At 43.7% G+C, this 26,051-nt stretch carries 22 protein-coding genes; 8 read left to right on the top strand and 14 right to left on the bottom strand.

Going from position 1 to position 26,051, the window contains the following annotated elements; genetic code table 11:
• Positions 1–22: 22 nt before the first annotated feature.
• Positions 23–1,189, top strand: a complete 1,167-nt coding sequence (locus ACTXGL_RS06165) for a formate/nitrite transporter family protein (protein ID WP_443525610.1) — start codon at positions 23–25, stop codon at positions 1,187–1,189.
• 167 nt (positions 1,190–1,356) lie between these two features.
• On the opposite strand, the gene ACTXGL_RS06160 is transcribed toward ACTXGL_RS06165, so the two are convergent.
• The 6 genes from ACTXGL_RS06160 to ACTXGL_RS06135 all read right to left on the bottom strand — a co-directional run bounded on the left by ACTXGL_RS06160 (position 1,357) and on the right by ACTXGL_RS06135 (position 6,534).
• Positions 1,357–2,280: a bile acid:sodium symporter family protein gene (locus ACTXGL_RS06160; protein WP_443525609.1), complete on the bottom strand. Its 924-nt coding sequence runs from the start codon at positions 2,278–2,280 to the stop codon at positions 1,357–1,359.
• A gap of 422 nt (positions 2,281–2,702) precedes the next feature.
• A complete protein-coding gene (locus ACTXGL_RS06155) occupies positions 2,703–3,200 on the bottom strand; it encodes a YbjQ family protein (protein WP_443525608.1) in 498 nt (165 codons plus the stop codon).
• A gap of 76 nt (positions 3,201–3,276) precedes the next feature.
• On the bottom strand, positions 3,277–3,711 hold the full coding sequence (locus ACTXGL_RS06150; protein ID WP_443525607.1) for a YbjQ family protein: 435 nt from the start codon (positions 3,709–3,711) through the stop codon (positions 3,277–3,279).
• Positions 3,712–3,869: 158 nt separating this feature from the next.
• A complete protein-coding gene (locus ACTXGL_RS06145) occupies positions 3,870–4,427 on the bottom strand; it encodes a YecA/YgfB family protein (protein WP_319050953.1) in 558 nt (185 codons plus the stop codon).
• 264 nt (positions 4,428–4,691) lie between these two features.
• The gene (locus ACTXGL_RS06140; protein ID WP_057761656.1) at positions 4,692–4,928 is read right to left on the bottom strand and encodes a PA3496 family putative envelope integrity protein; all 237 of its coding nucleotides are present in this window, start codon (positions 4,926–4,928) and stop codon (positions 4,692–4,694) included.
• A 175-nt stretch (positions 4,929–5,103) separates the two neighbouring features.
• A complete protein-coding gene (locus ACTXGL_RS06135; RefSeq protein WP_443525605.1) occupies positions 5,104–6,534 on the bottom strand; it encodes a hypothetical protein in 1,431 nt (476 codons plus the stop codon).
• 399 nt (positions 6,535–6,933) lie between these two features.
• Between ACTXGL_RS06135 and serB the strand changes: the two genes are divergently transcribed.
• The 6 genes from serB (at position 6,934) to hemJ (ending at position 12,889) form a co-directional block, all read left to right on the top strand.
• The gene (gene serB / locus ACTXGL_RS06130) at positions 6,934–8,121 is read left to right on the top strand and encodes a phosphoserine phosphatase SerB (protein ID WP_443525604.1); all 1,188 of its coding nucleotides are present in this window, start codon (positions 6,934–6,936) and stop codon (positions 8,119–8,121) included.
• Positions 8,122–8,340: 219 nt separating this feature from the next.
• Positions 8,341–9,336, top strand: coding sequence for a DUF368 domain-containing protein (locus ACTXGL_RS06125; RefSeq protein WP_443525603.1), 996 nt, complete (start codon positions 8,341–8,343; stop codon positions 9,334–9,336).
• A gap of 289 nt (positions 9,337–9,625) precedes the next feature.
• The gene (gene aciT, locus ACTXGL_RS06120; protein ID WP_443525601.1) at positions 9,626–10,018 is read left to right on the top strand and encodes an AciT family ciprofloxacin tolerance protein; all 393 of its coding nucleotides are present in this window, start codon (positions 9,626–9,628) and stop codon (positions 10,016–10,018) included.
• A 189-nt stretch (positions 10,019–10,207) separates the two neighbouring features.
• On the top strand, positions 10,208–10,714 hold the full coding sequence (locus ACTXGL_RS06115) for an SCP2 sterol-binding domain-containing protein (RefSeq protein ID WP_443525599.1): 507 nt from the start codon (positions 10,208–10,210) through the stop codon (positions 10,712–10,714).
• A gap of 299 nt (positions 10,715–11,013) precedes the next feature.
• Positions 11,014–12,135, top strand: coding sequence for a biotin synthase BioB (gene bioB, locus ACTXGL_RS06110; protein ID WP_443525597.1), 1,122 nt, complete (start codon positions 11,014–11,016; stop codon positions 12,133–12,135).
• A gap of 319 nt (positions 12,136–12,454) precedes the next feature.
• On the top strand, positions 12,455–12,889 hold the full coding sequence (gene hemJ, locus ACTXGL_RS06105) for a protoporphyrinogen oxidase HemJ (RefSeq protein WP_319050960.1): 435 nt from the start codon (positions 12,455–12,457) through the stop codon (positions 12,887–12,889).
• A gap of 111 nt (positions 12,890–13,000) precedes the next feature.
• Here hemJ and ACTXGL_RS06100 read toward each other — a convergent pair whose 3' ends face one another.
• The 6 genes from ACTXGL_RS06100 to ACTXGL_RS06075 form a co-directional block, all read right to left on the bottom strand.
• Complete coding sequence (locus ACTXGL_RS06100) at positions 13,001–13,771, bottom strand: hypothetical protein (RefSeq protein ID WP_443525595.1); 771 nt, start codon at positions 13,769–13,771, stop codon at positions 13,001–13,003.
• A gap of 263 nt (positions 13,772–14,034) precedes the next feature.
• Positions 14,035–14,526: a hypothetical protein gene (locus ACTXGL_RS06095; RefSeq protein WP_443525594.1), complete on the bottom strand. Its 492-nt coding sequence runs from the start codon at positions 14,524–14,526 to the stop codon at positions 14,035–14,037.
• A gap of 117 nt (positions 14,527–14,643) precedes the next feature.
• Positions 14,644–15,360, bottom strand: a complete 717-nt coding sequence (gene rph, locus ACTXGL_RS06090) for a ribonuclease PH (protein WP_194364566.1) — start codon at positions 15,358–15,360, stop codon at positions 14,644–14,646.
• Positions 15,361–15,542: 182 nt separating this feature from the next.
• Positions 15,543–17,342 carry an AMP-binding protein gene (locus ACTXGL_RS06085; protein ID WP_443525593.1) on the bottom strand — a complete coding sequence of 600 codons (1,800 nt, stop codon included), beginning with the start codon at positions 17,340–17,342 and terminating at the stop codon, positions 15,543–15,545.
• Between the two features lie 501 nt (positions 17,343–17,843).
• Positions 17,844–19,571 (bottom strand): AMP-binding protein, encoded by a 1,728-nt coding sequence (locus ACTXGL_RS06080; RefSeq protein WP_443525592.1) that lies wholly within the window; start codon positions 19,569–19,571, stop codon positions 17,844–17,846.
• A 354-nt stretch (positions 19,572–19,925) separates the two neighbouring features.
• Positions 19,926–21,569, bottom strand: coding sequence for a vWA domain-containing protein (locus tag ACTXGL_RS06075; protein WP_443525590.1), 1,644 nt, complete (start codon positions 21,567–21,569; stop codon positions 19,926–19,928).
• Between the two features lie 567 nt (positions 21,570–22,136).
• Here ACTXGL_RS06075 and parC point away from each other — a divergent pair.
• Complete coding sequence (parC, locus tag ACTXGL_RS06070; protein WP_443525588.1) at positions 22,137–24,443, top strand: DNA topoisomerase IV subunit A; 2,307 nt, start codon at positions 22,137–22,139, stop codon at positions 24,441–24,443.
• 231 nt (positions 24,444–24,674) lie between these two features.
• Here parC and ACTXGL_RS06065 read toward each other — a convergent pair whose 3' ends face one another.
• Both ACTXGL_RS06065 and ACTXGL_RS06060 read right to left on the bottom strand, forming a co-directional pair.
• On the bottom strand, positions 24,675–25,136 hold the full coding sequence (locus ACTXGL_RS06065; protein WP_443525587.1) for a BLUF domain-containing protein: 462 nt from the start codon (positions 25,134–25,136) through the stop codon (positions 24,675–24,677).
• Positions 25,137–25,446: 310 nt separating this feature from the next.
• Positions 25,447–25,920, bottom strand: a complete 474-nt coding sequence (locus ACTXGL_RS06060) for a BLUF domain-containing protein (protein ID WP_319050971.1) — start codon at positions 25,918–25,920, stop codon at positions 25,447–25,449.
• Positions 25,921–26,051: the final 131 nt, after the last annotated feature.

Here is a 26,051-nt window from a genome sequence, read left to right as displayed (position 1 = left end):
TATAACCAACAGTGAGCTGACCGTGCCCCAAGATACCGAGCAACCCTCTAACTCTCAAAGCAACTTGCCAAACGATAATGCTCTGCATACGAGTACCACAAGTCACGTAAATTCAGATGACGATGCGCTGAATGGCAGTCACAAAAATAACAGTATGGAGCACAGTCATACCCTACAGCACAGCCACGCCGTAGAAGACATTCACGCCGGCTCTCATATAGACAGCTCTGATGTGGACAGCCATCACTCAGATAACCACATAAAAGCCACAGAAGAACTGGATAATGATGACTTGCCAGAAGAAATCAGCGAAGAAGATAAAGAAACCATCAAAAAAGTCGCCAGTGATGACAATCTAAGCCAAGCAAAAAGCTACGCCAGTATCTTGGTAGAGCAAGTCATCCATGCCAAAGAAACCTTTCAGCGCTCACTTGGGTCGTTATTTACCAGTGCCTTTACCGCTGGGCTCGAGATTGGTATCAGTTTTTTTGTGATTTTATCCGCGTTTGCACTACTAAATGACGTATTGCCCAGTCGCTATGCGATGGTATTGTCGTCCCTACTCTATCCGATTGGCTTTATTATTGTGGTGATCGGTCAGTCGTTATTATTTACTGAACAAACATCCCTACTCAGTCTGCCTGTACTCAATAAAATCGAACCACTGCATAAATTGCTCAGGCTGTGGGGCATCGTTATTGCTGGTAATATCGTGGGCGGTTGTATATTTGCAGCCCTTATGATTGGTCTAGGTCTACACATGCACCTGTTTACAGATCATGCTATTGACGCCTATGCCGAGCATATTTTGGGGTTTGAGTGGTGGGTTATCTTTGGCAGTGCAGTGCTGGCAGGCTGGATGATGGGCGTCGCTGCATGGCTAGTGACTTCTGCCCGTGACACTCTGAGCCGTATCGTCTTGGTCACCCTCATCACTGGTAGTATTGGGTTCTTGGGATTGCACCATAGTATCGTGGGCAACATCGAGGTATTTTCAGCACTGCTATATGGCAATACCGTCAGCCTCTGGCACTATTTGGTATTTTTAGTCGTGGTACTGGTGGGCAATACGGTGGGTGGCGTGGTATTCGTTGCCGTACTCAAAAACCGTACGTTCTTATTTGAAATCGAAAAGGTCAAAGAGCAAACTGCCGAGGCGAGAGCAAAAATAGACAGACGAAGATTTTAGATTTGAGATAAAAAGAGGTACTACACACAAAAGCCCGCAACGCACTTCCTTATACGAAGCGTATTGCGGGCTTTTTTATTGCATCATACATTACTACTTTTTTGCCAAGTACTGTCTCAACTGGCGCAATCATACATTATTACGGTTATCTTAATATTTTAAGCACCTTACATTCTACGTGCTGCCAATACACTGTTTTCTATCTCGGTTTTTTTGGCTTTATTGTGCTGAGCTGTGAATACTCTGACCATGATACCAGCGGTCAAGAACATAATTAGCGTGTAGATAGCTGGCGTCAACGACATCTTATAGTTAGCGAGCAGCGTCAATGCCATAAACATCGATAGCGTACTGTTTTGTAGACCGACTTCCATGGTGATTGATCTTCTCTGTTCAGGATTGAGACCAAACCATTTACTCGTATAATACCCAAGTGCCATCGTTGATACGTTTAATATGAGCGATACAGGACCAGTAGCAATTAGGGCCTCTACAATGATGTCTCGTTGCACATAGCTCAAGAAAAGCACCAAGAAGCTCAAAAAGATCACCCCAAAACGGGATACCATAACCTGTGCTCTATCAGCAAAGTTAGGCTTATATTTTTTGATCAGCATCCCGATACTAACCGGCAAGATAGTCAGCGCAATCAGACTAATCATGGTCTTGGCGACTGGCAGTTGAAACTCGCTGCCCGCTCCCATGAAGTAGACGAGCGAAAAGCTAAGTACGATAGGAATGGTAAATACAGTAATGACGCTGGCAATAGCGGTCATTGTAACCGACAGGGCGACATCGCCTTTGGCAAGGTAAGTGAATAGGTTTGATGTGGTGCCACCAGGACACAGTACCAGCAACATAACCCCAACCGCATACTCAGGCTCTAATGACATAGACGCCGCTAAAGCAAAACCAACCAGTGGTAAAAATATAAGCTGATTGGTGAGACCTATACCGACGGCCTTGGGGTACTTGACGACTCGTTTAAAGTCATTGGTAACTAGGGACAGTCCCATTCCCATCATAATTAAAAAAATACTGATAGGAATAACTTTTGAATTTACAAACGTGACTAACTCCACACCTTCCATAACTACATCCTTGTAGATAGAGCCCTTACACGGGCAAGTTTATGACAACGTTGTGATGCTCAATCAGCCAATCCTGCTGATATCTGGGGTAACAGCCATCGATGTTGTCAGCTCTTTATATAATCTTGATTCACACAACTGTGTGCTTAGAACGACAATTTTTTGATGATACTCATCTTTTACGGTATTAATTCTTTATGGTACTGGTCTTTTACGGTATTGGTTTTTATAGTACGAGTACTTGTAATACTGATTCTTGTAGTACTAATTTTTGGCAATAACGATTTTTAGTCCATACGAACCGAAATAATAACGGAACGGCAAAATTCAGTATATCGTTGTAAAAGTGTATGTATTTGATTTTTTTGACTACTCGTCAGTCAACTATCAGTTTATATGTCTGAGACTGAGGTAAAAACGATCTAGACGGGTATCACGTGAGGTGTAGCAGATGTATGGTCAGTACTGATTACCGCTGTACCATAGGCTATGGCTTCTACCATACTGCCCAATTGGTTGACATTGGTGACTTCTAAGCGCAAACCATAGATATGTGTGTAGCCTTTGGCTTTTGCTTGGGTGCGCATACGGACGATCGCCTCACGGCGCGCGCGATCTAATAATGTCTCGTAGGTAGTTAGGTTTTTGCCAAAGACACTCAGTACACGGGCGATAATCATTTTAAAATAATCTTGCGCGATGACAACACTACCCAGTACCAGCTCACCCTCACTACCAGTCGCCAGCAGAGGACGATAGAAGCGTTCACTTGAGACGGTAATATCACCCAATGCTTGCTCTGCTACTCTTAGCTGCGCTAAATGCTGACGCTCGTGACGCGAGCCAAAAAACCAACCAGCAGCGAATAGAAAGACAAACGGCCCATAATTGATAAGCACTTGCATCAGTGAGTCATTCATGGCACGTCTCTCATCATAAACAGCACTACAGCTTTTAGCATTATATAATTAACCGAAATGAATTAATCAAACAAAATTAACCAAAGGGATTGAAACGCGGTAAATCATCGGGCGCGGTTGGGGTTTGAGGATTCATATGTTGAGCTGAGTGATGGTGGCTATCACTTGGCGGGTTTTGGAATTGTTGCTGCGGTACCGCTTTGACAGCCGTACCATAGACAAACAGCTCTGAGGCACCCTGTGCGATACTAGAAGTTGAAAAGCGTAGTCCTACAATCGCATCAGCACCCAGCGCCTCTGCCTTGACTATCATACGATCTATCGCCTCTTGACGTGACTCTTCTAACAGCTCGGTATAAGCCGTCAGCTCACCACCGACGATGTTTTTTAGTCCAGCAAACAAGTCTTTGCCTACATGCTTTGAGCGTACTGTGCTGCCGTATACCACATCTATGCGCTCGGTGATTTGATAATTGGGCAGGTGTTCAAGATTGGAGAGTTGCACAGCCATAACAAGACCTTATCAGTGACTTATAACGTATCTAAGAAAATGACCAAAATACATGGGGCAGCTTTAATATAAGTAAAGAGACTATGCTATTGTACTAGTGCGTGCCACTATATGCCGCTAGTAGTACCACACAGTGGTATAGTCTCCTAGAGTAACGACTAGTCATTGGTATGGAACAATAAGAACAGCTCGGTCAAATTACCCTCGATGCTATTAGCCATTTGTACCATCTTATCTTCATCTTTACGCATTTCAGACAGCTCTGGATCTTCATCATCGATGCCGCTTAGTACGATCATTGGCAAGGTCAGTACAGCAACGTCTTCTGCTGTCTCTTCGTCTTCGAACCAATCGCTCGCCTCATCGCCATACATCGCATCGACAAAACCAATCGACCAAGCCACGATATCCGACTCATCTGAAAAATCAACTGCTACCTCTTCGTCACCAGCATCTTCACCAAATGGTAACTCAATCGGCGTCTCGTTTTTTAGCTCAGCCATGATCGAGTCACGCCAGCGTTTGATGCCATCGATGACATTGTCTGGAATCTCACTCACATGTCCTTCAAAAAGCGCATCCATCCAGTTAGGCAGTGGACGACCGATGACAGTCGCTGTCAAAAAGCCATGCGCCGCGACACTATCGAGCACGAACTGGCTCTCTTGGTTATCCAAATAATCTAGTAATTCATCAAAACTTAGTTGGTTACTCATGGTTTGGTAGTCCTTGAAAGATAGGTGTCATCAACCGCAGCAATTGATCCGTTGTATGCAAGATGGTGGATGGTCTGAAAACAAAAGCTGCTTGAATCACTAAAACCAAGCAGCCTTTATGAAGTATGTATCATCAGATAGAAACGACTGCGAGCAACTGTAAATAACAACAAACAGCGAGTACTCTATATCAACAATTGAATAGTAATGTGTCGGTCGATCATTAAAGCACTTTAGTCAGCTTAGACGATCAAAGCATACAAATTAAAAGTCATCATCGTCCCAGTCATCGCCGTCTTCATCGAAATTGTCTATATCATCTAGATCGTCTTTTAATTCTTTAGCCAAACGCTTTTCTTCTAGCAAATTATCGATCAGTCGACGCTTCTCTAAACTACTCAAGCGCGTACGTACGCTCGTCTCAGCTTCTTCAACCATCTTTGCATCATCATCGTCGACAAAATCATCATCAAAATCGTCGTCAATATCAGCGTCACTCATGACTAACTCCTATCATTTTTAGGCAAGGGTATTAAATATACATTAATATATATATGCCTTATAAAGTCTCTGTTGAATGTTGTCAATGCTTTTTCTTAATATGTCACATTTCGGCCTCAGTGCCAAGACCGTGATATAGGTAATATAGCGGACAATTGTAATATAAATAATGCCTCTACATAGATGACTCATCGTCGTCTTCAATCATCAGCACCGCATTACGCACGTCTGCCAATCGCTGAATCAGGGAATCATTACCACCATCGAATATCGCACATTCTCGCTCATAAACTGTCGTTGGGCGCATGATGCTATGTACTTGTACATGATTGCTGATCTGTTTGAGACCTGCATTAGGTAATAGTATCAACAGCTGCTCTTTTTTGCCGATACTCTGTAGCAGATGTGTCATTGCTTCTGCTTGCGCCTCATCGCTGACACCTGCTTTTGCTGGTAAGGCAAAACGTGACAGCTCAATGTGCTTATCGTGAATGATTTTGTTAAGCATCAAGTACAATTTGGCGAGCATCACACCAGCCAGCGCCACTTTTGCATGGCTATTGTCCGCCTTTAATACCACGCTTGCGCCATCGTCCTCGAAACGTGCCTCATTGGTCGCACTGACGCCCAGCAATAGTGGCTGTTTGAGTAGCTCGGTCACTGCCTGATTGAGCAGTTGCGTACACAGCGCCAGATAAGGTAGGCGCTGAGCTGGTGCTAAACGCTCCAGCATATTGAACTCATCATGAAAGACGATTTGGACTCGTACGCTATCAACGTTTCGCGTCGCAGACAGTTTAGCTGTATGACTACTGGGCTGATCGTCGCTCGTCGCTGCTGCGCCAACGACACTATCCTCAGTCGTGGCGGTCAAGCTGCTCGCTTCGTCATTGACGCCTTGATTTTGCTGTGTTCTGAGATATTCGTTGACTTCGTTATGTACATTGAACGTACGTGTGTTCGTTGTGTCTTCGGTCAGCGCTTGTTCGGGAGCGGCGCTAGATGCTTTACTATTAGTGTCTGTGCGGCGCTCAAGATCACGATTGTAGCCTCGCTGGTCGACCTGATTATATTGCTCGCGGTACAGCTCTTGAATACTGCGACTTAGTGCGCTGATTTGCTCCTTGGTAGGGCGTGCAAGATAACCATAAATTAACCATAACAATAAATGCAGTAGCATTGTGCCGATCACGAACGGCCATTGCATGGTAATGATTTCGCCCTTACTGACATCTTTTAGGGTCAGTGCGACGCTACCAATCACCGCGTCACCGTTGGTTGCGATTTGGCGAATCGTATCCCCTTGTTGCATCGGCGCGTTACCTACTGGCACTAGGATCTCGTCGGTGTTGTCTTTGATAAGTATTCGCGTCACATCTTGCTCGCTGGTATAGCGATTAGCAATAACGCTAAGACTGACTCGGTCTTTGTTTTCTAAAGACAGTCTTGCTTCATCAATCAGCTGGGCGACCATCTGCTCGCCTTTTAACGCACGACTTTTGCTCAGCTGTTGGTCGGTACTGATGACCAACAACAGCGTCTGCAAACAAAAACTAACCAGAAGAATAATGGCAAACAACCCTTGCCGCGGCGCTAAATACGTCATGATATGGTAAACTTTTTTGGAGAAAAGAAATTAAAAAACGAGGCTATTGCTCATTTTTTGGCTATTTTTTAGAAAATGTTGATGCGGGCATACTGATGCAACTTCACTGAGGTTTATCAGCACATAGGCTCTGATGTCTTTGGCTTAGCGTTACTACCTATTGCTCAGTTTGTCTTGTCTACTATATCACCATAACAAACCTTATAGCGTGAGTCGCTTTATAAATTTATCATAATAACAGCAATGCATTTCTATCGCGTCTTACATCATAAGATCTGTTTTTGAGCATCATTTCTGTTTTTAAACATCATTGTTACTTTGCGCGTCATCTATAGGCGCTGCTCAGGAAAACTGTTATTATTCCCAATCTTATATGAGCATACAAGGGACAAATGAGCCATGCCAAAAAATACCTCTTATTCGTTACCAAAAGACAGCAAAGCATGGCAGCAAGCCGTCGACTCTATTGCGACATTATTGCCTGATGATACCAATCTGCAAGATTTTGATGCGCTACAATCGCTACCTGTTTTTGCACTTATCGTCGTACTACCGACGCAAGTGTCAGCAATCGATATTCATCAATATATTCAGTCTTGGGTAGATGAACAGCCAAGCTGGCATTTGGTGACTGTCGCAGAAGATACTGATGCCAGTTTTGTCAATATCACAGTATCTGATACGGAGCCGACGGCGGCAGATGCACAGCGCCTCCCTTTTACCAATGCTCAAGTGTACCGCTATTTGCTAGTACCCGTGACTGATACCCTGATGCATCCTGGCAAAAAGACTGCCGCCGCCCACATCATCGATGATCAGCTAACCACTCGCCTGCGTCATGATTTGTCTGAACAATACAACACTGGTATTGCAGATAGTGCTGTCGACCTAAACGTTGTCGATTGTCATATTTTGTCTGTCGGTCATATGCTGCGCACCCATAAGCTTGCTTGCTTTGACATGGATTCGACTTTGATTGAACAAGAAGTCATCGTAGAACTGGCAAAAACGGCTGGTATTGGTGAAGAGGTCGAAGCCATCACTGAAGCTGCGATGCGCGGCGAGATTGATTTTGATGAGTCATTTGCTCAGCGTGTGGCGTTGCTAAAAGGCACCTCTACTGAGGTACTTGATGATATTTGTAACCGCTTAACATTATCAGTTGGTGCACGTACCACCATCAGTGCGCTAAAAGCATTGGGCTATCATACGGTGCTGGTCTCAGGCGGTTTCACTTATTTTGCCCGCTATATCGCTGAGCAGCTGGGTATCGATGAAGTCCATGCTAACGCCTTGGATATTGAAGACAATGAAGTAACTGGTCATGTGCAGTTTCCTATTGTTAATGGTGCCAAAAAAGCCGCTATCGTCGAGCATACTGCTGAACGCTTGGGCATCAAGATGTCACAAGTGGTCTGTATCGGAGATGGTGCTAATGACCTGCCGATGATGGCGCTTGCTGATCTAGGGGTTGCCTATCATGCTAAGCCAATCGTGCAAGCACGTGCAGATGCCGCTATTAATGTGACTGGTCTTGAGGGTACGCTTTATGCACTCGGCTATCCAGCGCTTGCGCCTACTGAGTAATCACTAAACATTCTAGAGTACCTGCTAAGCTGGATTGATGTTTTTTTCATTGATCCAGCTTTTATGCGTTAGTGCATGCCTTATGAGATGGTTTTACTTCGATGGTTTAATATTCTAGTAGTACCCACCACTTATATTTTTCATTGCTTATTAGTCATTCATGCTTAGATGACACTTACTCTCAAACCATACTCACTTCCAAAAAATAAAGGACTGTTCATGACGGCACCACAATCTCCACGGCCAAACCAGCCGTCAGCAGCGCAGCTACTTGATACCAGCACGGCTCCTGTACGCAACGACAACCCAAAACAACTTTTGGGGGTTTATCTCAAAGGAATGGCTATGGGAGCCGCTGATATCGTACCTGGTGTTTCTGGTGGTACCATTGCACTGATTGCCGGCATCTATGAGCGCTTGATTAATGCGCTTAGTAGCATTGGTCCCAATCTATGGCAGATATTTCGCCAAGAAGGCGGCATCAAAGGATTCGCTGCGATTTGGCGCCACGTTGATGCGACATTTTTGTTGTGCTTACTACTTGGTATTGTCACAAGTTTTGCTACGCTAGCTGGTATCATCAAGCATCTACTGGACAACCAACCGCTCCTCATTTGGTCGTTCTTTTTTGGGTTAGTTGTCGCGACCGTATTTATCTTATTGAGTGAAATCAAGCACTGGAACATAGGCCGTGTGGCATTGTTTACTATTGGATTAATTACTGCTGTGGGCGTTAGTAGCCTGCCACTACTCGCAGCCACACCCAGTCTGCCCTATTTGTTTTTTGCAGGGGCAATCGCTATTTGTGCCATGATCCTGCCAGGTATATCAGGGTCTTTTATTTTGCTACTGTTAGGTGCTTACGATGCGGTACTAGAAGCAGTCGACACGATGAATCTAAGCGTCATCCTAACTGTCGTCGCAGGTATGGCGACTGGATTGTTGTTATTTACTCGCGCATTAAAGTGGTTATTGTCCCGCTACTATCAAGCAACATTGGCACTGCTGACAGGGTTTATCGCAGGCTCTCTAGTAAAAGTCTGGCCGTGGAAAGTAGATGTTTCGGGTGCGCTTAACAGCGAGGCAATCAATAACGTCATGCCATGGCAATATCCTACTGGTCCACACTGGGTCACCACAATTGGTCTTATGCTGATCGGCGCTGTTTTGGTGTCCTTACTATCGTGGTGGGGCAATCGTACCAATCGAGTCTAAGCGTTTGGCAGACTGTCAATTCTAAAACTGACAATCATATTAGCGAACTTACCAGCTAACAGATGACATCCCAAGCAAGCAAAACCATTTCCGTATCACTCAAAATGAGCGCCAGTCCTCACGGCGCTTAGCCTAAAACCTAGCCATCAAATATCTTAAAAACAAACTAAAAAAATCAAACGTCAACGGTTGTCGCAAAGTCGCCTATACCCTCTTTAGCTTTGTCCGATAACCTTTCATAATAGCTTCATTGGAGTTCACCTTATGAATAGCGAGATGAATGATGGTAATGACGGTTTTTTCTTTTATTGGTGTAGAGGCATGGAGTAGCACAGCTTGGCTGGGCTATGGCTTGCTGGTAGGGATGATTGTGGCACTCGCCTTATCATCACAGCGTTGGCTTTTATGGTATCTGTTTGGCGGGATGGTTTATTGGCTGAGCGTTGAGGTTATCCAGAATATCTTGGCAGGTCGCTCGATGTTATCTGCACTGTCAGAATGGCACAGCTATGTCATTGCTATGGGTATCAGCTGGTTGCCTTTGGCAGGTTGGGTGTTGTATCGAGCATTGCGTTACGACGATGTGAGCCAGTCAGTGAGTCAGCAGCGCGAGCTGGAAGCGGCACGTTATGTTGAGCATACACCTGTTTACGATGATGATTACCATCCACGCTTTCACTAATCCTGTCTTATATATGCCGCTGTCTCATTCATAATACTGACATCGAATGTTACAAGATACTTAACGCACTCTACTTAACTCCTAAAGAGTTCAAAGCATCTGATAGTTTATAATCTAATTATATATTTATTATAAAAACTGGTATAAAGTACGTTTTATTTTTATGCCCCATCCTTTAGGAGTTCCACTATGTTTACTATTCCTGTATTAGATATCAAATCTGACCCATTAGATGCATTGCTCGCAGTCGTTGGCTACCGTCTATCTATGCTAGCTGATAGCGACAACGAAGATGTCAAAGCATTGTTTGCTGATCGCAACGTCACCATTGAGTTTGCCAGTACCGAATCTGATATCGCTCGTTCTTTTAGCTTTGATAACGGACAGTTTAGTCAACAAAGTGGTCATGCAAAAGACGCAGATCTTACCATCACTTTTAAAGACTCTATGACTGGTGTAAAGCTATTGACCAAAGGCAGCTTACCTGCGTTTATGACAGCTGTTCAAGAAGGCAATCTGAGCATTGAAGGTGACTACAGCTTAATGATGTGGTTCAATAAACTGGCTAAACATATCGTGCCAGCCGTACCAGAAGAGTGCAAACCATACCTCCAAAAAGCCAAGCCTTATGTTTATAAAGCACAGCAGCTTGCTGGACATTGGGTTGGGGTTGCTAAGCATAAATTGGGTAAATAAATAATCGTAAGTCAGGTCAAATAAATCAGAGATTTAGTATTGAGCTGGTTACATAAACGGCTAATGTATTAGATCATAGTAAGTAGTAAAAAGTTTGTCATGCAGTTGAGCAGAATATAAATCCTTACTATTTATGTGCGCTACTGTGACATTTATACATACTCTCTAGCAGGGTTCTGATTTTCTAAAAAGGTTGCGGTATACTATACTGCAACCTTTTTTGTTACCTTATAAATGACAACAGATAACAATATTGATTTTACCCAATACTAACTAATATCTATAAAAGGACTTACCTTATGGCAGGACTGCTTAGCATCTCTGAACCAAACGCCGATAGCCTAATTGATGACGGCGCAATCGAGGATAGCCTAATCAATGATAGTACTTCGACAATATATAGCCGTGACGATATCGCTCAGTTGTTTGACCTTCCGTTAATGGATTTGCTGCTACAAGCGCAAACTATTCATAGAGAGCATTTCAAAGCCAATGAAGTACAAATCAGTACACTACTGTCTATTAAGACGGGTAACTGTCCTGAAGATTGTGGCTATTGTTCTCAATCGGGTCACCACCGCGACACGACAAAGCTACAAGCAGAAAAACGCATAGAAGTGGACAAGGTCATCGCTGCAGCAAAACGTGCTAAAGCAGCTGGCTCCTCACGCTTCTGTATGGGTGCGGCTTGGAAGCATCCAAGCGCCAAAGATATGCCTTATGTGGTAGAGCTCGTTAAGGAAGTCAAAGCATTGGGGCTTGAGACCTGTATGACGCTAGGTATGCTCGATACCAATCAAGCAACGCAGCTCGCCGATGCAGGACTGGACTATTACAATCATAACTTAGATACTTCGCGTAGCTATTATGAGCAGGTGGTCAGCACACGTAGCTATGACGAGCGTTTGGATACGATAGAAAACGTGCGCAACTCTGGCATCAATGTCTGTAGTGGCAACATCGTTGGCATGGGCGAGAGCCGTGATGACCGTATTGATTGGGTTCACGAGCTACTCAAGATGCCAAAAGCACCTGAATCTATTCCTGTGAACTTGTTGGTTCCTATTGCTGGGACACCAATTGGTGATAAAGTGTTGGCGGAAGGTCAATTGTCAGTACTTGAGTGGATTCGTACCATTGCTGTGGCGCGTATTTGCTGTCCAACCAGTTACGTGCGTTTGTCTGCTGGTCGTGAGAGTCTATCAGACTCTGAGCAAGCCCTAGCCTTTATGGCAGGTGCCAACTCTTTCTTTTATGGCGACAAGTTACTGACGACTGGTAATGCAAGTCAATCAGGCGACGATAGACTCATGCGTGAGCTTGGTCTAACCAAGCAGTTTGCCGCCCCAAGAGCACCTAAAGTGTTACCTGTAATGGATGCAATGAACGGTCATCAAACCCAAGTGGTATTGGCTGACTAATGTGGCCATGTGCAGTTGCTATGCATTAACAACATGCATCAGTAACCTGCATCCATAATCTGCATTTGACGTATCAACAGTTAGCCCTAACAGACAGTATATGAAAATAAGCCTAGGGCGTTTCCCTATTTTAAAAATGGAGATAGAAATAAGATAAATCGCAGGCAAACAAGGAAAATGGTACAGACAATATCGAGATATTGACCAGCTATTTGACGCCGTTTGTCAAAGATTTAACCATTTTTAGCCCATTTAGTGATAAAAGTTTGAATTAGGGACACGCCCTAGTAACACATGGCTAATAACAAGAGATTAAGTAATGGCAGATTATTTCAACTGGATCAAGGCGGCACATATTATTTCGATGGTCTGCTGGTTTGCGGCGATTTTCTACTTGCCGCGCCTGTTTGTTTATCATGCAATGAGTGATGATACCATTAGCCAAGAGCGCTTTTCTATTATGGAGCGCAAGCTATATCGCGGTATTATGACACCATCGATGATCGCGACATGGGTATTCGGTCTATGGATGTTGGGGCTGGGCTGGGATGTCTACAAAACCCAAGGCTGGTTACATGTCAAATTGCTATTAGTAGTGCTGCTGTCAGGCTATCATGGCGCTTGTGGGTTTTATCGTAAGAAGCTGATTGATAATCCGCATTATAAAACTCATAAATTCTGGCGCTGGTTCAATGAAGTACCTGTCTTTGCCTTAGTGATTATCGTGATTTTGGTCGTGGTAAAACCGTTTTAGGTTCAGAAGAACCATTTAACCTGTAAAACAAAAGCGTCCGTAACTTCAATGAGTTGCGGACGCTTTTTTATTCAATTATAGAACATGTTGTCAAACTGGAAATATCAAACACTAAACACTAGGGCGCATAATTTGATAAACATTGCTTAAATCATAAACACGGTAGCGCGCAGGCTCACGGCGATTTTCGCCAGCATAGCTCAGTATTAATGCTTGCTTGGCACGCTCATCGACCCAACCGACGAACAGTCCACTATGCTCGACGCCATTGTAACCATGATTGATATAATAGAGCCAGTCGCCTGCTTCAATCTCACTGCTACTAGCATAGGGCCCTTGCGCATAAGTGCCTTTGTGTATGGTATCACGCGATACCCCTGCCCGATTAAATACAGCATTTAAATAGTCCCAGCAGCCACCTTGAATAATCGTGCGCTCGTTAAGTGCCATTTTGCGGGCCGTACTCACTACCTCACGCGCAGCCCTACTGCTTTGCGTTTCAGCACTACTTAGTAGCGGCAAATACTCGTTATCGACGTTGTCATAATTCCCTGATAAAAACGCAGGCAATATTTGAGGCGCCTGACGCTGCATCTCAGGGTACTGATAAGTAGAACTCGTAGCGTAGTTGTTATTGTATGTTGGCAATACTTCGGTAGAGCGTCGAGGTAAGCTTGCACGTTGAATGGTAGAGTGTGTACTTACTTTGACAGCAGGGACTGCTGGATAGGATGATGTATAGCGTGTATGGGTATCAGACTGAACTGACTTTTGCGCAATAAGTGCACTCATACTATCTGCATGGGCTTGTCCGGTGATACTACAGGTAAATAACAACAAACTGCACGACGCTGCGACTGACGGTATAGACAAACGCGACATGACTAACTCCTGGTCAAGAAAGTATCAATGACAGTATAAGTAATAGTAGGATTAATGTTTATACGCTTACTTATAAACCATTTAGATAGGCGTCTGCAAGCACTATTCGCTTTAGATGGGCGATAGACGGTGCAAATATAATGATGGATGGCACTATTGGAGAGGCGCGCAGAGTAGAATTTAAAATGACATTTGGGTTAGGAATTTAGATGATACGAAGATAATAGCTGTGATTTCGCACCGTATGAGAGTGAGCGATCATATCAGTTACTTTTCATTTTGATATTTACGTGACGTTTGGTCAGCGCCTGCCCTTCTAATATAGCTTTCGTTGCTTTTACTTCTTGAATACTTTCAAAACCTGCAATATGGTATTTACGGACGTCACTATCATCAACAATCTGTAGGGTGTCACCATTTATCACGATTTTATCATTATCAGTGAGATGGATATGCTCACGCTTGCCTAAATTGTCATGAACCAGCTCACCAGCGCGCACCCACAATGTACCACTGCTGATCACACCGCTCATGGCTTTCTTATGCTGCTGGCGTTTTTTGTTAAATACAAAGCTACCGATGATAAGTAGTGCCAGCGCACCAATCGCCAATCGTTCAGACAGTAGACTCATTGCCATAGCCACCGCGACCGCGCCTATCAGTAGTGCAGACCCAAACCAGAACATACCATTGTCAGCAGTACTTGGCTGACCCTGTAAGGTGATTTTGGCGCCATCGTCAGTCAGCTTAAGCATGCATTTTTACCTATTAATAGATACAGGAGATATTTTTTAATAAAAAACTGCCTATCAGAAGCTAACAGGCAGTTATTGAAACCAAAGATAAAGACAGCGTACTATATGATAACTGGACTACCAGCCAAGCGCTGTCTGTTGCATCTTAATCAATTCAGCGATGCCTTTTTCTGCCATTGATAGCATAGCGTCTGCTTGTGCACGAGTGAACGGCTTTTCTTCAGCAGTTCCTTGCAGCTCAATAAACTCGCCTTTTTGAGTCATAACCACGTTCAAATCAGTGTCACAACTAGAGTCTTCTTCGTAGTTCAAATCCAGATAAGCTTCGCCGTCTTTCATACCGACAGAAACCGCAGCGACCAATCCGATGAGTGGATCTGCTTTAAGTTTTTTGCTCTTTTGGATGGTTTCTAACGCATCAATCAGTGCAATTGCCGCACCAGTGATACTGGCTGTACGAGTACCACCATCTGCCTGTAATACATCACAATCAAGATAAATGGTGTTTTCACCGAGCTTACTTAGATCAATCATGGCACGTAAGCTACGACCTATCAAACGCTGAATCTCTTGGGTACGACCTGATTGCTTACCACGGGCCGCTTCACGCTGATTACGGGTGTTGGTCGCACGTGGCAGCATGCCGTATTCAGCCGTAATCCAGCCTTTGCCTTTACCTTTGAGCCAGCGCGGCACGCCAGATTCGACACTAGCCGTACAGAGTACTTTGGTATCGCCAAAACTGACCAGTACGGACCCTTCAGCATGCTTAGTATAGTGGCGCTCAAAGCTGATAGAGCGAAGTTGGTCAAGTTCACGATTGTCAATACGCATAAAAATTCCTAGTACGATGTTGTAAAAGCAGTGTCATAAAAGCGCACTGTCGATGGCTAATGAACCAATTAATAGGTGCTTGTCTGACTAAAATCTTAAGATATCCTAACGTGGTAGCAGCGCAATAGCAAGATTCACACCAGCTATCGCGCCATTCATTAGGGGATAATCGACGTTGAGAGCTATTCTAAGCCTTCCATCTTACGCAATTCTTTACGTAGGATTTTGCCAACGTTCGACTTTGGTAATTCATCAACGAACTGTATGTGACGTGGACGCTTGTAACCAGTCAGCTGTTTTTTGCCGTAATCGAGCAGCTCTTTTTCGGTGACCTCACCTTTTTTGACCACGAACAGCTTTGGCTCTTCGCCGCGTTCATCATTTGGCACACCGATAGCACCGCACTCGACCACAGCTGGGTGCTCGCTCATGGCTTCTTCGATCTCATTTGGATAGACATTAAAGCCAGATACCAAAATCATGTCTTTTTTGCGATCGACGATTTTGATAAAACCTTTTTCGTCCATGATACCGATGTCACCTGTCTTTAAGTAGCCATTAGCAGTGAATGATTCGGCCGTCTCTTGCGGACGGTTCTGATAGCCAATCATGACCTGTGGACCTTTGACACAGATCTCACCGCGATCCCCCATAGCCACTACATTTTCTTCTTCATCGATTAGCACAACATCAGTACTAGGCGCAGGGATACCGATCTTTCCCGTAAACTCTGCAATAGTCATCGGATTGAAAGCGACGACTGGTGAGGTCTCAGACAAACCATAGCCTTCAACAATCGGCAGACCAGTGATTTTGTGCCACTCTTTGGCGACGCTCGGCAATACAGACATACCTCCGCCGATAGAGGCTTTTAGATTAGAAAAATCTAAGCCAGCAAAACTCTCTTTATGTACTAAGCCATTGAACAGTGTATTTACGGCTGGGATAAAAGACGGTTTGTATTTCCCCATCTCTTTGATAAGACCATCAAGATCGCGCGGGTTAGGAATGAGCAGACCAGCATAACCTTGGTACATGCTGCATATGCCGCACACCATAAAGGAGAATACATGGTATAGCGGTAGCGCCGTCAAGATCACATCTCTGCCATCCACATCATCATCAAATGCGCTATTCATCAATGCGCTGACCTGTAGCATATTGGCGACTAGGTTGCCATGTGACAACATCGCACCTTTAGCCACACCTGTCGTACCACCAGTATACTGTAGCAACGCCACATCATCTAAGTTCAACTCAGGACGCTCATACTTACTGGCAGATACCGCGCCTAATGCGTGCTTAAAACTTACGCTATTTGGAATGCTATAAGGAGGAATCATTTTTTTGATATGGCGAGCCACAAGATTGACCACGGTCCCTTTTACTGTGCCCAGCATGTCACCAACTTTACAGACGACGACATGCTCAACTTGACCTTTGTCTTCTGCGTCTTGGTAGGTTTTTGCAAAATTTTCAACGATAAACAATGCTTTGGCACCGCTGTCATGCAACTGATGCGACAGCTCGCGACTGGTGTACAGCGGGTTTACATTGACCAGTATCATACCGGCGCGAATAACGCCCAAAGCCACGACTGGATACTGCAAGATATTGGGCATCATGACCCCAACTTTATCGCCCTTGACCAGACCTAACGACTGCAAATAACTGGCAATCTGGCGGCTATATAGATCTAACTGCTTAAAACTAATAGACGCGCCCATGCAGATATAGGCTGTTTTTTGCCCATAACGGCTAAAGTTACGCTCGAATACATCAAGTAAAGAGGTGTTGTCCTCTGGCATATCGATGGTCGCATCGATGCTATAGCGCTCATACGCGCTCAGCCACGGACTGTCACTGGCGATGGTAGGCATAGTAGGAAATGCATTATCCTGATAAGTATATTCAGATGTATTGCCTGTGCCATTGGTCTCAGCGTTGTTGCCTGTCGTCTCTTTATTGATGTTATCCGTCATAATTTTCCCTAAATGTTACCGTTGAAGACATAGAATATTCTATATAAAAACACCATTTTTTATATTTGGTTTATGATAATACGCTCGTAAATAAACAGCAGTTAGCCTCAAGCTATTTACCGTTCACAAGCGGTATCATGCGTAAGCTTTGTAGACCGAAAAACATCACTTAGCGCATAATAAATGATATTAAGCCTCGGTAGGGCAAAGTCATAATGATCATAGTCGTTTTGCAAATCATACTAAGTAAAATTAATACTCTGTTGTAAATAAATACAAAAATATATCGGTGGGCACTATAGCAGTTTTGCCACAAATTCTCTATCTATACCACTTGAGCGGGAATGTTCACAAAGATTACGAATACAAAAAATGATAAGGCAGCATAGAGCAACCTTATCATTTTGATTATAACGGCATTGATCATTCTAGTATTTTATAAGTAAACGTTATTAATGACTGTACTCATAAAATAGTTGTCTGACACTGAGGATTGGTAGCCTAGCCGTTGTTTTTCTCTTCGAGCGCACGTAGGTCTTTACGTAGGATTTTACCGACGTTAGATTTTGGTAGCTCATCGATAAACTCAACATGGCGAGGACGTTTGTAGCCAGTTAGGTTTTCTTTACCGTAAGCGATGACTTCATCCGCTGTTAGGCTATCGTCACTACGTACCACATAAATCTTTGGCACCTCACCACTCTTCTCATCATCAATACCGATAACACCACACTCCAAAATTTTTGGATGTATCGACATTGCATCTTCTACTTCGTTTGGATAGACGTTAAAGCCAGACACCAAAATCATGTCTTTTTTGCGATCGACAATCTTAAAGTAGCCTTCCTCATCCATAACCCCAATATCACCAGTACGGAAGAAACCATCCGAGGTCATAACCTCAGCAGTCGCATCTTCGCGTTTCCAGTAGCCTTTCATTACCTGAGGACCACGGATACTAATCTCACCGCGCTCACCTAGAGCAACTTCATTGCCTTCTTCATCCAAGATTGCCATATCAGTGGCAGGCATCGGCAGACCGATGTTGCCTGAAAACTCGCCTGTACCATGTGGGTTTGCTGACGCCACTGGCGAAGTCTCTGACAGACCATAACCCTGAACGATGACGTTACCCGTTACTTGTTCCCACTTGGTCGCAGTGTCTTTTAGTACTGCCATACCGCCGCCCATAGACATCTCAAGCTTACTATGGTTTAACGACTGAAACTCTTCGTTGTTAGCAAGCGCGGTAAACAATGTATTTACTGCTGGGAAAAACGCTGGCGGATAATCTTTGTATGCTTTGATCAAGCTTGGTAGATCACGCGGGTTTGGTACGAGTAGACCAATACAACCACGATATAAGCCATACATACCACAAACGGTAAACGAGAAAATATGATATAGCGGTAGAGCAGTCATAATAACCGGCTGCTCGTTACCCTTCTCAAACTTCTCAAAAGCATCACCTAGATACGTATCGCTCTGAATCAGGTTGGCCACCAAGTTACCATGCGTTAGCATCGCGCCTTTGGCGACACCAGTAGTACCACCAGTATACTGCAGTACAGCGACATCATCGAGACCGATGTTATTGGGACGCTTATAGTTTGCAGCAGAAAAGCGGTTCATTGCTTTTTTGAACTTAACACTGCCTTTGATATGATAGTCAGGTACCATTTTTTTGACATGACGTACAACAGCATTAACAATAAATCCTTTGAGCGGACTCATCATATCGCCCATTGAAGCCACAACAACATGGTCAACTAAATCCTGACCGATGTCTTCATAAGTTTTGGCAAAGTTCTCAAGTAAGATCAGAGCTTTGGTATCTGAATCTGTTAACTGATGCGACAGCTCTTTAGTCGTGTAGAGTGGATTGACGTTGACCAACGTCATACCAGCACGCAGCACGCCCAGTACAGCAACAGGCAGCTGTAAAATGTTGGGCATCATCACCGCAACTTTATCGCCTTTTTGCAATCCTAGTGACTGTAGATAGGCGGCGACTTGTTTACTATAGAGATCCAACTCTTCGTAAGACAGCTTTACATCCATACAGACAAATGCTGTCTTTCCAGCATAGTTGATGAAGTTTTGCTCAATGATATCGATGAGAGACGTATTGGCTGGTGGCATATCGATATCATACTGAATGCCTAGCTTTTCATACGTTTTTACCCATACTTTGTCGTCACGACGAGTCATGTTACCTTGATTTTCCATAATCTTTTCTCTCCTAGTAATAAACATTACCGTCCACTCATGCAAATCGCAATATGATACCTATGCGAAAAATCAGAGCACAAGCTTGCCATCATAATGGTCAGCGAGACTAAGATATAATCATACGATGATAAGCGGACAATATAGTGGTAAGTAGCCCTTTGTTCATTAACATACACACTTTGTACAGACTACTCAATATAAAAGATTGCTACACGAGTTCTCAAACTGGCTTGACTGCTACTATTGACATAAATATCAATCATTTACATAGTTAGCAACCAATCCTACCCTACAAATTGAGCATGGTGTGTTTTTTACTTTTAGTAATACTTTTGGCATGGTACAGGCCTGTTATCGGGTACTCTCAAGCGCACCGGCCAGCTCAGTCAATGTCAAAAAGTTGCGACGAATACCATCTTTGTCGCTACTTGCTCTAGCGTCGATGGTGTTCTGCACGAGCTTGGCAGTATCATCATATTGCCAATTGTTTATATAATCGCTCTGGTTTAAACGCTGACCAAACCCTGCCACGGCTATCGCAAATTGGGTATCCATACTGGCTTTGGTAAGTACCTGAGCAGCGTTCACAATCGGCTGGTTAATCAGTTTTGAGCGGCTGCCTGTAGGATCCTTATAACGTATCTTTAGATAACCAAGCTCATTGGTTCTTTTACCTTTGTTGATACTGGCATTCATCTCTTTATCATTACTCGTCCCATAACGCCTATCACTATATAAGCCTTTTTGTCCTGTTGGTGTCACTTCAAAAAGCGCAATGACCGCTTTGCCAGCGCCCAGCTCACCTGCATCGACTTTGTCATTGTTAAAGTCTTGCTCATCAAGCACACGATTTTCGTAACCGATCAAGCGCCACTCACTTACCACATTAGGGTTGAACTCTACTTGTACTTTGACGTCTTTGGCAACGGTATTGAATGTCGCTGCTAGCTCATCACCAAAGACCTTTTTAGCTTCTGTTAAGCTATCGATATAGCTATAATTGCCATTGCCGTTATCTGCCATTTGCTCCATCATATAGTCGTTTAGATTACCGCGACCAAAGCCGACAGTAGATAACGAGATGCCACGGTCACGATTGGCTTTGACCACATCTAGCATGTCATCGACATCACTAATACCAACATTAAAATCGCCATCGGTCAGCATGATAATACGGTTGATACCAATCTTTTTCATTGCTTGTTCAGCTTGTCTATAAGCCAGCTTTAGAGCGTCTTCGCCGTTGGTTGACCCTGCCGCATTCAAGCTATCAATTGCAGCAAGTATTTTTGCTTTTTGGTCACCCGTAGTCGCAGACAATGCCACATTAGTACTGCCTGAATACGTCACAATACTAATGCTGTCTTGAGCACGCATCTGCTCTGTCAGCAGCTTGAGCGAGGATTGCGCTAGTGGCAATTTGTCACGCGATGACATAGAGCCTGAGACATCGACTAAGAATACGAGGTTGGCAGGTGGCATAGACTGCGTGTCAGTCTTATAAGACCCATTTTTTTCAACGGCTTTGATACCGATCTTGACTATTCTATTGTTCTGGTCGGCGCTATCCCATGGCGACTCAACAACTTCAGTTGCCACAACAAATGGCGCGTTGCCGATGCGCTTAGCATCATCAAATTGATAATTGAAATAGTTAATCAACTCCTCTACCCGTACAGCATCAACTGGAGGAAGCTGACCTTCGTTTAGGTAGCGGCGCACGTTGGCATAGCTGCCTGTATCTGTATCAATAGACAGTGTCGATACTGCCATATCGGTCGTACGGTGCACAGGGTTGGCGGTGTTTTCTTGATAGTTGTCTCTTGTTTTTGGCTGTATTGCTATACTAGGCAAAGGACGAATACCCAACTGAGGCGCAGCACGTATCATCATCTGTGAGGCATTGGTTACACTCATCTTGTTTGGCGCAATCATCATAGACTCTGATACCACGACTGTGTCCTGACCGACGGAGCTACTGGTCACAGTTGACACGGAGCTGTCTCTCTGCGATGAGCTGCAGGCTACAAGTCCTAAACTGGCGATAGTGGCAATAGTGACTGTTAAGAATGTGCTTTTAGGTAAGTTCTTAGGTGAGCTTTTGACTATATGCCTGGTCGTGTTTTTCGCAGCGTTACGTATTGGTATTGATGATAAATGGTCAGATGACATAGCAGATTTTCCTTATTGTAAATAGGTCAATGGCGACGTGTCCTTGTCGATAGTATAAACTTGCCAGCTAATAAATTTTTATAGCCAATATAATGAGATATTTATTAATAACTTAAAAAAATATTAGATTTACTATACTCAACTTAACGGGCGAAAGCTACGTGTCAAAACACTATACTGGAAGTCTATAAAGGTAAGTCATAAGCACGTCACGAGCTGTCGTATATTCTGACATACGCCTTTTTAATTGGCTCAATATCCTTTACGATAGCACTATCTTAATTTTAAGTGGATGTTGCGCCGAACCCAGTAGACACTGCGACGCCTATTCACGCTATGCATCACTATATAAACCATACTAATTAAAAATCTATAAGCGAAATCTATTTTATGTCTGATGTTATTGATAATACGATTGCTCCACCCATTGCTAATGAACCGATGGATACTCGCTCAGTTGCAGAATTCACTGAGCAGGCGTATCTCAACTACGCCATGTACGTCATCATGGATCGGGCACTACCCAATATCGCCGACGGTCTAAAACCTGTTCAGCGCCGCATCGTCTACGCTATGAGCGAGCTTGGCCTAAAGTCCTCTGCTAAAGCAAAAAAATCAGCACGTACTGTCGGTGATGTACTGGGTAAGTACCATCCGCATGGGGATAGCGCTTGTTATGAGGCCATGGTACTGATGGCACAGCCGTTCAGCTATCGCTATCCGCTCATCACAGGTCAAGGCAACTGGGGTAGCCCAGATGATCCTAAATCCTTTGCGGCTATGCGTTATACCGAAGCAAAAATGTCAGCTTATGCCAATACCTTGCTTGCAGAACTCGGTCAAGGCACGGTCGACTGGCAAGATAACTTTGACGGCACCATGCAAGAGCCAACTACCCTACCCGCTCGCTTGCCTAATATACTATTGAACGGTACGACAGGTATTGCAGTCGGTATGGCAACGGATATCCCGCCACATAATCTCAATGAAGTGGTGCGCGCAGCGATTCGTTTATTGAAAAATCCTGAGCTGTCCGTCAAGCAGATTACGCAATCGATACCAGCACCTGATCTGCCAACCCCAGCTGAGATCATCACTAGCAAAAAAGACTTGCAGGCGATGTACGAGACTGGTCGTGGCAGCTATAAAATGCGTGCCACGTTCCATATCGATAGCAAAGAAAAGAATCTCGTCATCATTGATGCGCTGCCCTACCAAGTCTCAGGCAACAAAATCCAAGAGCAAATAGCTAAGCTTATGACGGACAAAAAACTGCCTTGGATCACCGATATTCATGATGAGTCGGATCACGAGAATGCTTGCCGTATCGTATTGGAACTACGCTCGACGCGGGTCGATGTCGAGCGTGTCATGAGTCACTTGTTTGCCAGTACAGACCTAGAGAGCAATTACCGCGTCAATATGAATATGATTGGCCTCAATGGTAAACCGCAGGTCAAAAACCTAAAAGAAGTGTTAGAAGAATGGCTCATCTGTCGCCGTTCAGTAGTCACTCGCCGTTTGCAGTATCGTCTTGATAAAATCGATAAGCGCTTGCACATTCTGGCAGGTTTGCTGATTGCATATCTTAATATCGACGAAGTCATTCGCATCATTCGTGAAGAAGACGATCCAAAAGCGACACTGATGCAGGACTATGACTTAACTGATATTCAAGCCAATGCAATCTTGGATATTCGTCTGCGTCAATTAGCAAAGCTAGAGGAAATTGAGCTGCGCCGCGAGCAAGATGAATTGGCTGCCGAGCGTGCCACTATTCAAGAGTACTTGGATAATCCAGACAGTCTGACCAATCTGATGATTGATGAGCTGACTGCCGATATGAAAGAGCATGGCAACGAGCGCGTATCACCATTAGCAGAACGTGAAGAAGCACAAGCCTTAAAAGAGTCTGACCTGGTGCCGAGTGAGCCTATTACTGCCATCTTATCAAAAGCAGGCTGGATTCGTGCTGCCAAAGGTCATGACGTAGACGCCGCTGGTATGAGCTATCGTTCAGGTGACAGCTATCAAGCCCATGTGCGCGGTAAATCTAATGAAAAAATCTACGTACTTGACAGTACTGGACGCAGCTACAGTGTCGATGCGCACAACCTCGCCTCAGCGCGCGGTCAAGGTGATCCACTAACCAGTGTATTGAAGCCGCCAGCAGGTGCCAGCTTTGAGCAGCTATTGACGGGTGCTGACGATCAACGCATCATTCTTGCCAGCTCGCAGGGCTATGGTTTTATCAACACTCTTGGTAATTTAGACAGCAATCAAAAGGCAGGTAAAAATGTCATTAATCTAGCTGCTGATAGCCGTCTGCTGTCTGTTGCTCGTATCGATGCACCAGTAAAAATGGCGGATAGTACTGATGACGAGACCACCAAGCTAGATATAAGTCCTGATCATGTCGCTGTGGTAACCAATGCCGGATATTTACTGATATTTGCCCTCGATGATTTGCCTGAACAGGCTCGCGGTAAAGGAAATAAGCTGATCAAGTTAAAAGATGGCGAAGAGGTACTCGCCATCACGCCACTGAGTCAACAAAATAGCCTTGTCATCACCGCTGGTAAACGCCATGTGACACTAAAGCCGAATGATTTGGCTAACTATACAGGTAGTCGCGGCAACCGGGGTGGACAGCTGCCAAGAGGATTTCAGAATGTGACGAGCGTTGAGGTTGGGTAGTTTTAGTCTCTCAAGTTTAACCAAGCCCAGTTACCACACATTAAAAAGCCGCCTATATGATATAGGCGGCTTTTTTGTACTATTAAAGGTTTGCACTATCACGAACAAGAATTTGTATAACTAGAGAAAAGTAGCTAACCATATTGAATGTCAAAGCTATGAGCTACTGACACTAGAAGCTATTAAAACTAAAGTGGCAAAATACCATTTTAACGAACACATACACTCAGTTTAAATTTCACTAAGCTGCTTATCTGTAAAAAGCGCATCCATAAAGCTTATGATGCGATCCTTTGACATAAGATAGGGATTGAAATCAGTTCCTGCCGAAAAATGTTTGAGGGTATGCACTTCGTATTCAGGACCTGACGTTAAATATCTAATCAAAAAACCATCCCATTTACGTACTTCCACTTCTTTAATTTCTACTACATGAATTGATAAATGCGGACGTTCTGTGATGATTCTGGTTATCAGCTCGTTGACATCAAGTCTTGAACCTTCAATATTTTGAATAATATAGTTATCATTGATGGCAAGTGCTGAAGTTATACCGCTTTGCTCGTTGTTTCGTCTTGCTATCTCAAACGTACGAGCCATTTTGACACCATTGTCTTTTTCGCGGTTTTTACCAATATACGTCAAGCTGGTGAGAATGTGAGCACCATTTTTATTTCTCTCGTCTGAAATCATTCCCTTCTCTCTTCTGAATTAGAATTCAATAAATCTGTGCATAAGATATCTAATTAAAAAATCCATTTAACTTAAGATACTATTTAAGAATCACCCTAATCAATAGCCTCTTAGTTTTTTTGTTATATGACTGTTAATTGATAACCTTAAGTTATTAATTATCGAAAATCCAGCTTGTATTTTTATTCAATTTTAGCTTATTAAACTCTAAGAACAGCACTTACAATACCCTTCTTTAGGAGATCTGTAGCGAGAATAACTTATCAACTCTCCTTCCCAACCCTCTTTTGATCGTTAGGTGGTTATGTCATCATAAAGTTTTTTGGTCTGCAAAAATTTCGTGCAAAAAGTTTTCAATCTGGCTACTTCTCATGAGATAAGGGTTATAGTCAGAGCCTGCTGAGAAGCTTTTTAAGGCATACAACTCATCCTCATTACTTGACGTTAAATGTTTGATCAAAAAACCGTCCCATTGACGTGATTCTATTTCCTCTATGTTGATAATATTAGGAAAGATGGTTGAATGCTCATCGAATATCTTGTGTAAGGCAGTGCTGATGGCAGGCCTTGTTCCTTGAAAACTTTGGACAAAATAGCCTTCACTAATAACCAACGCTGAAACGATACCGTTTTCTTCAAAATACCTCCTCCAATACTCAAGTGCACGAGTCAACTCGATACCTGAGTCTAGATCGACATTTCTGGCGATGTATGTCATGTTGATAAGGATATGTTCGCCATTTCTTTTTTTGTTTTCTGGAACATGGCTTATAATAGAAGACATAAAATACCTCATTTATAAAAATGATAATCTAAATTAAGATACATTTTGAAGTTAAATACAATCAATAAAAATTTTTAGCTTTTGATGATTTTGAAATTATAGCTTAAACATTTTAACACGATACCATACCA

This window comes from Psychrobacter sp. T6-6, from assembly GCF_052258185.1.
Taxonomy (GTDB): Bacteria; Pseudomonadota; Gammaproteobacteria; order Pseudomonadales; family Moraxellaceae; genus Psychrobacter.
Note: the sequence above shows the minus strand (reverse complement) of the source record. Positions and strands in the feature narration are given on the sequence as shown.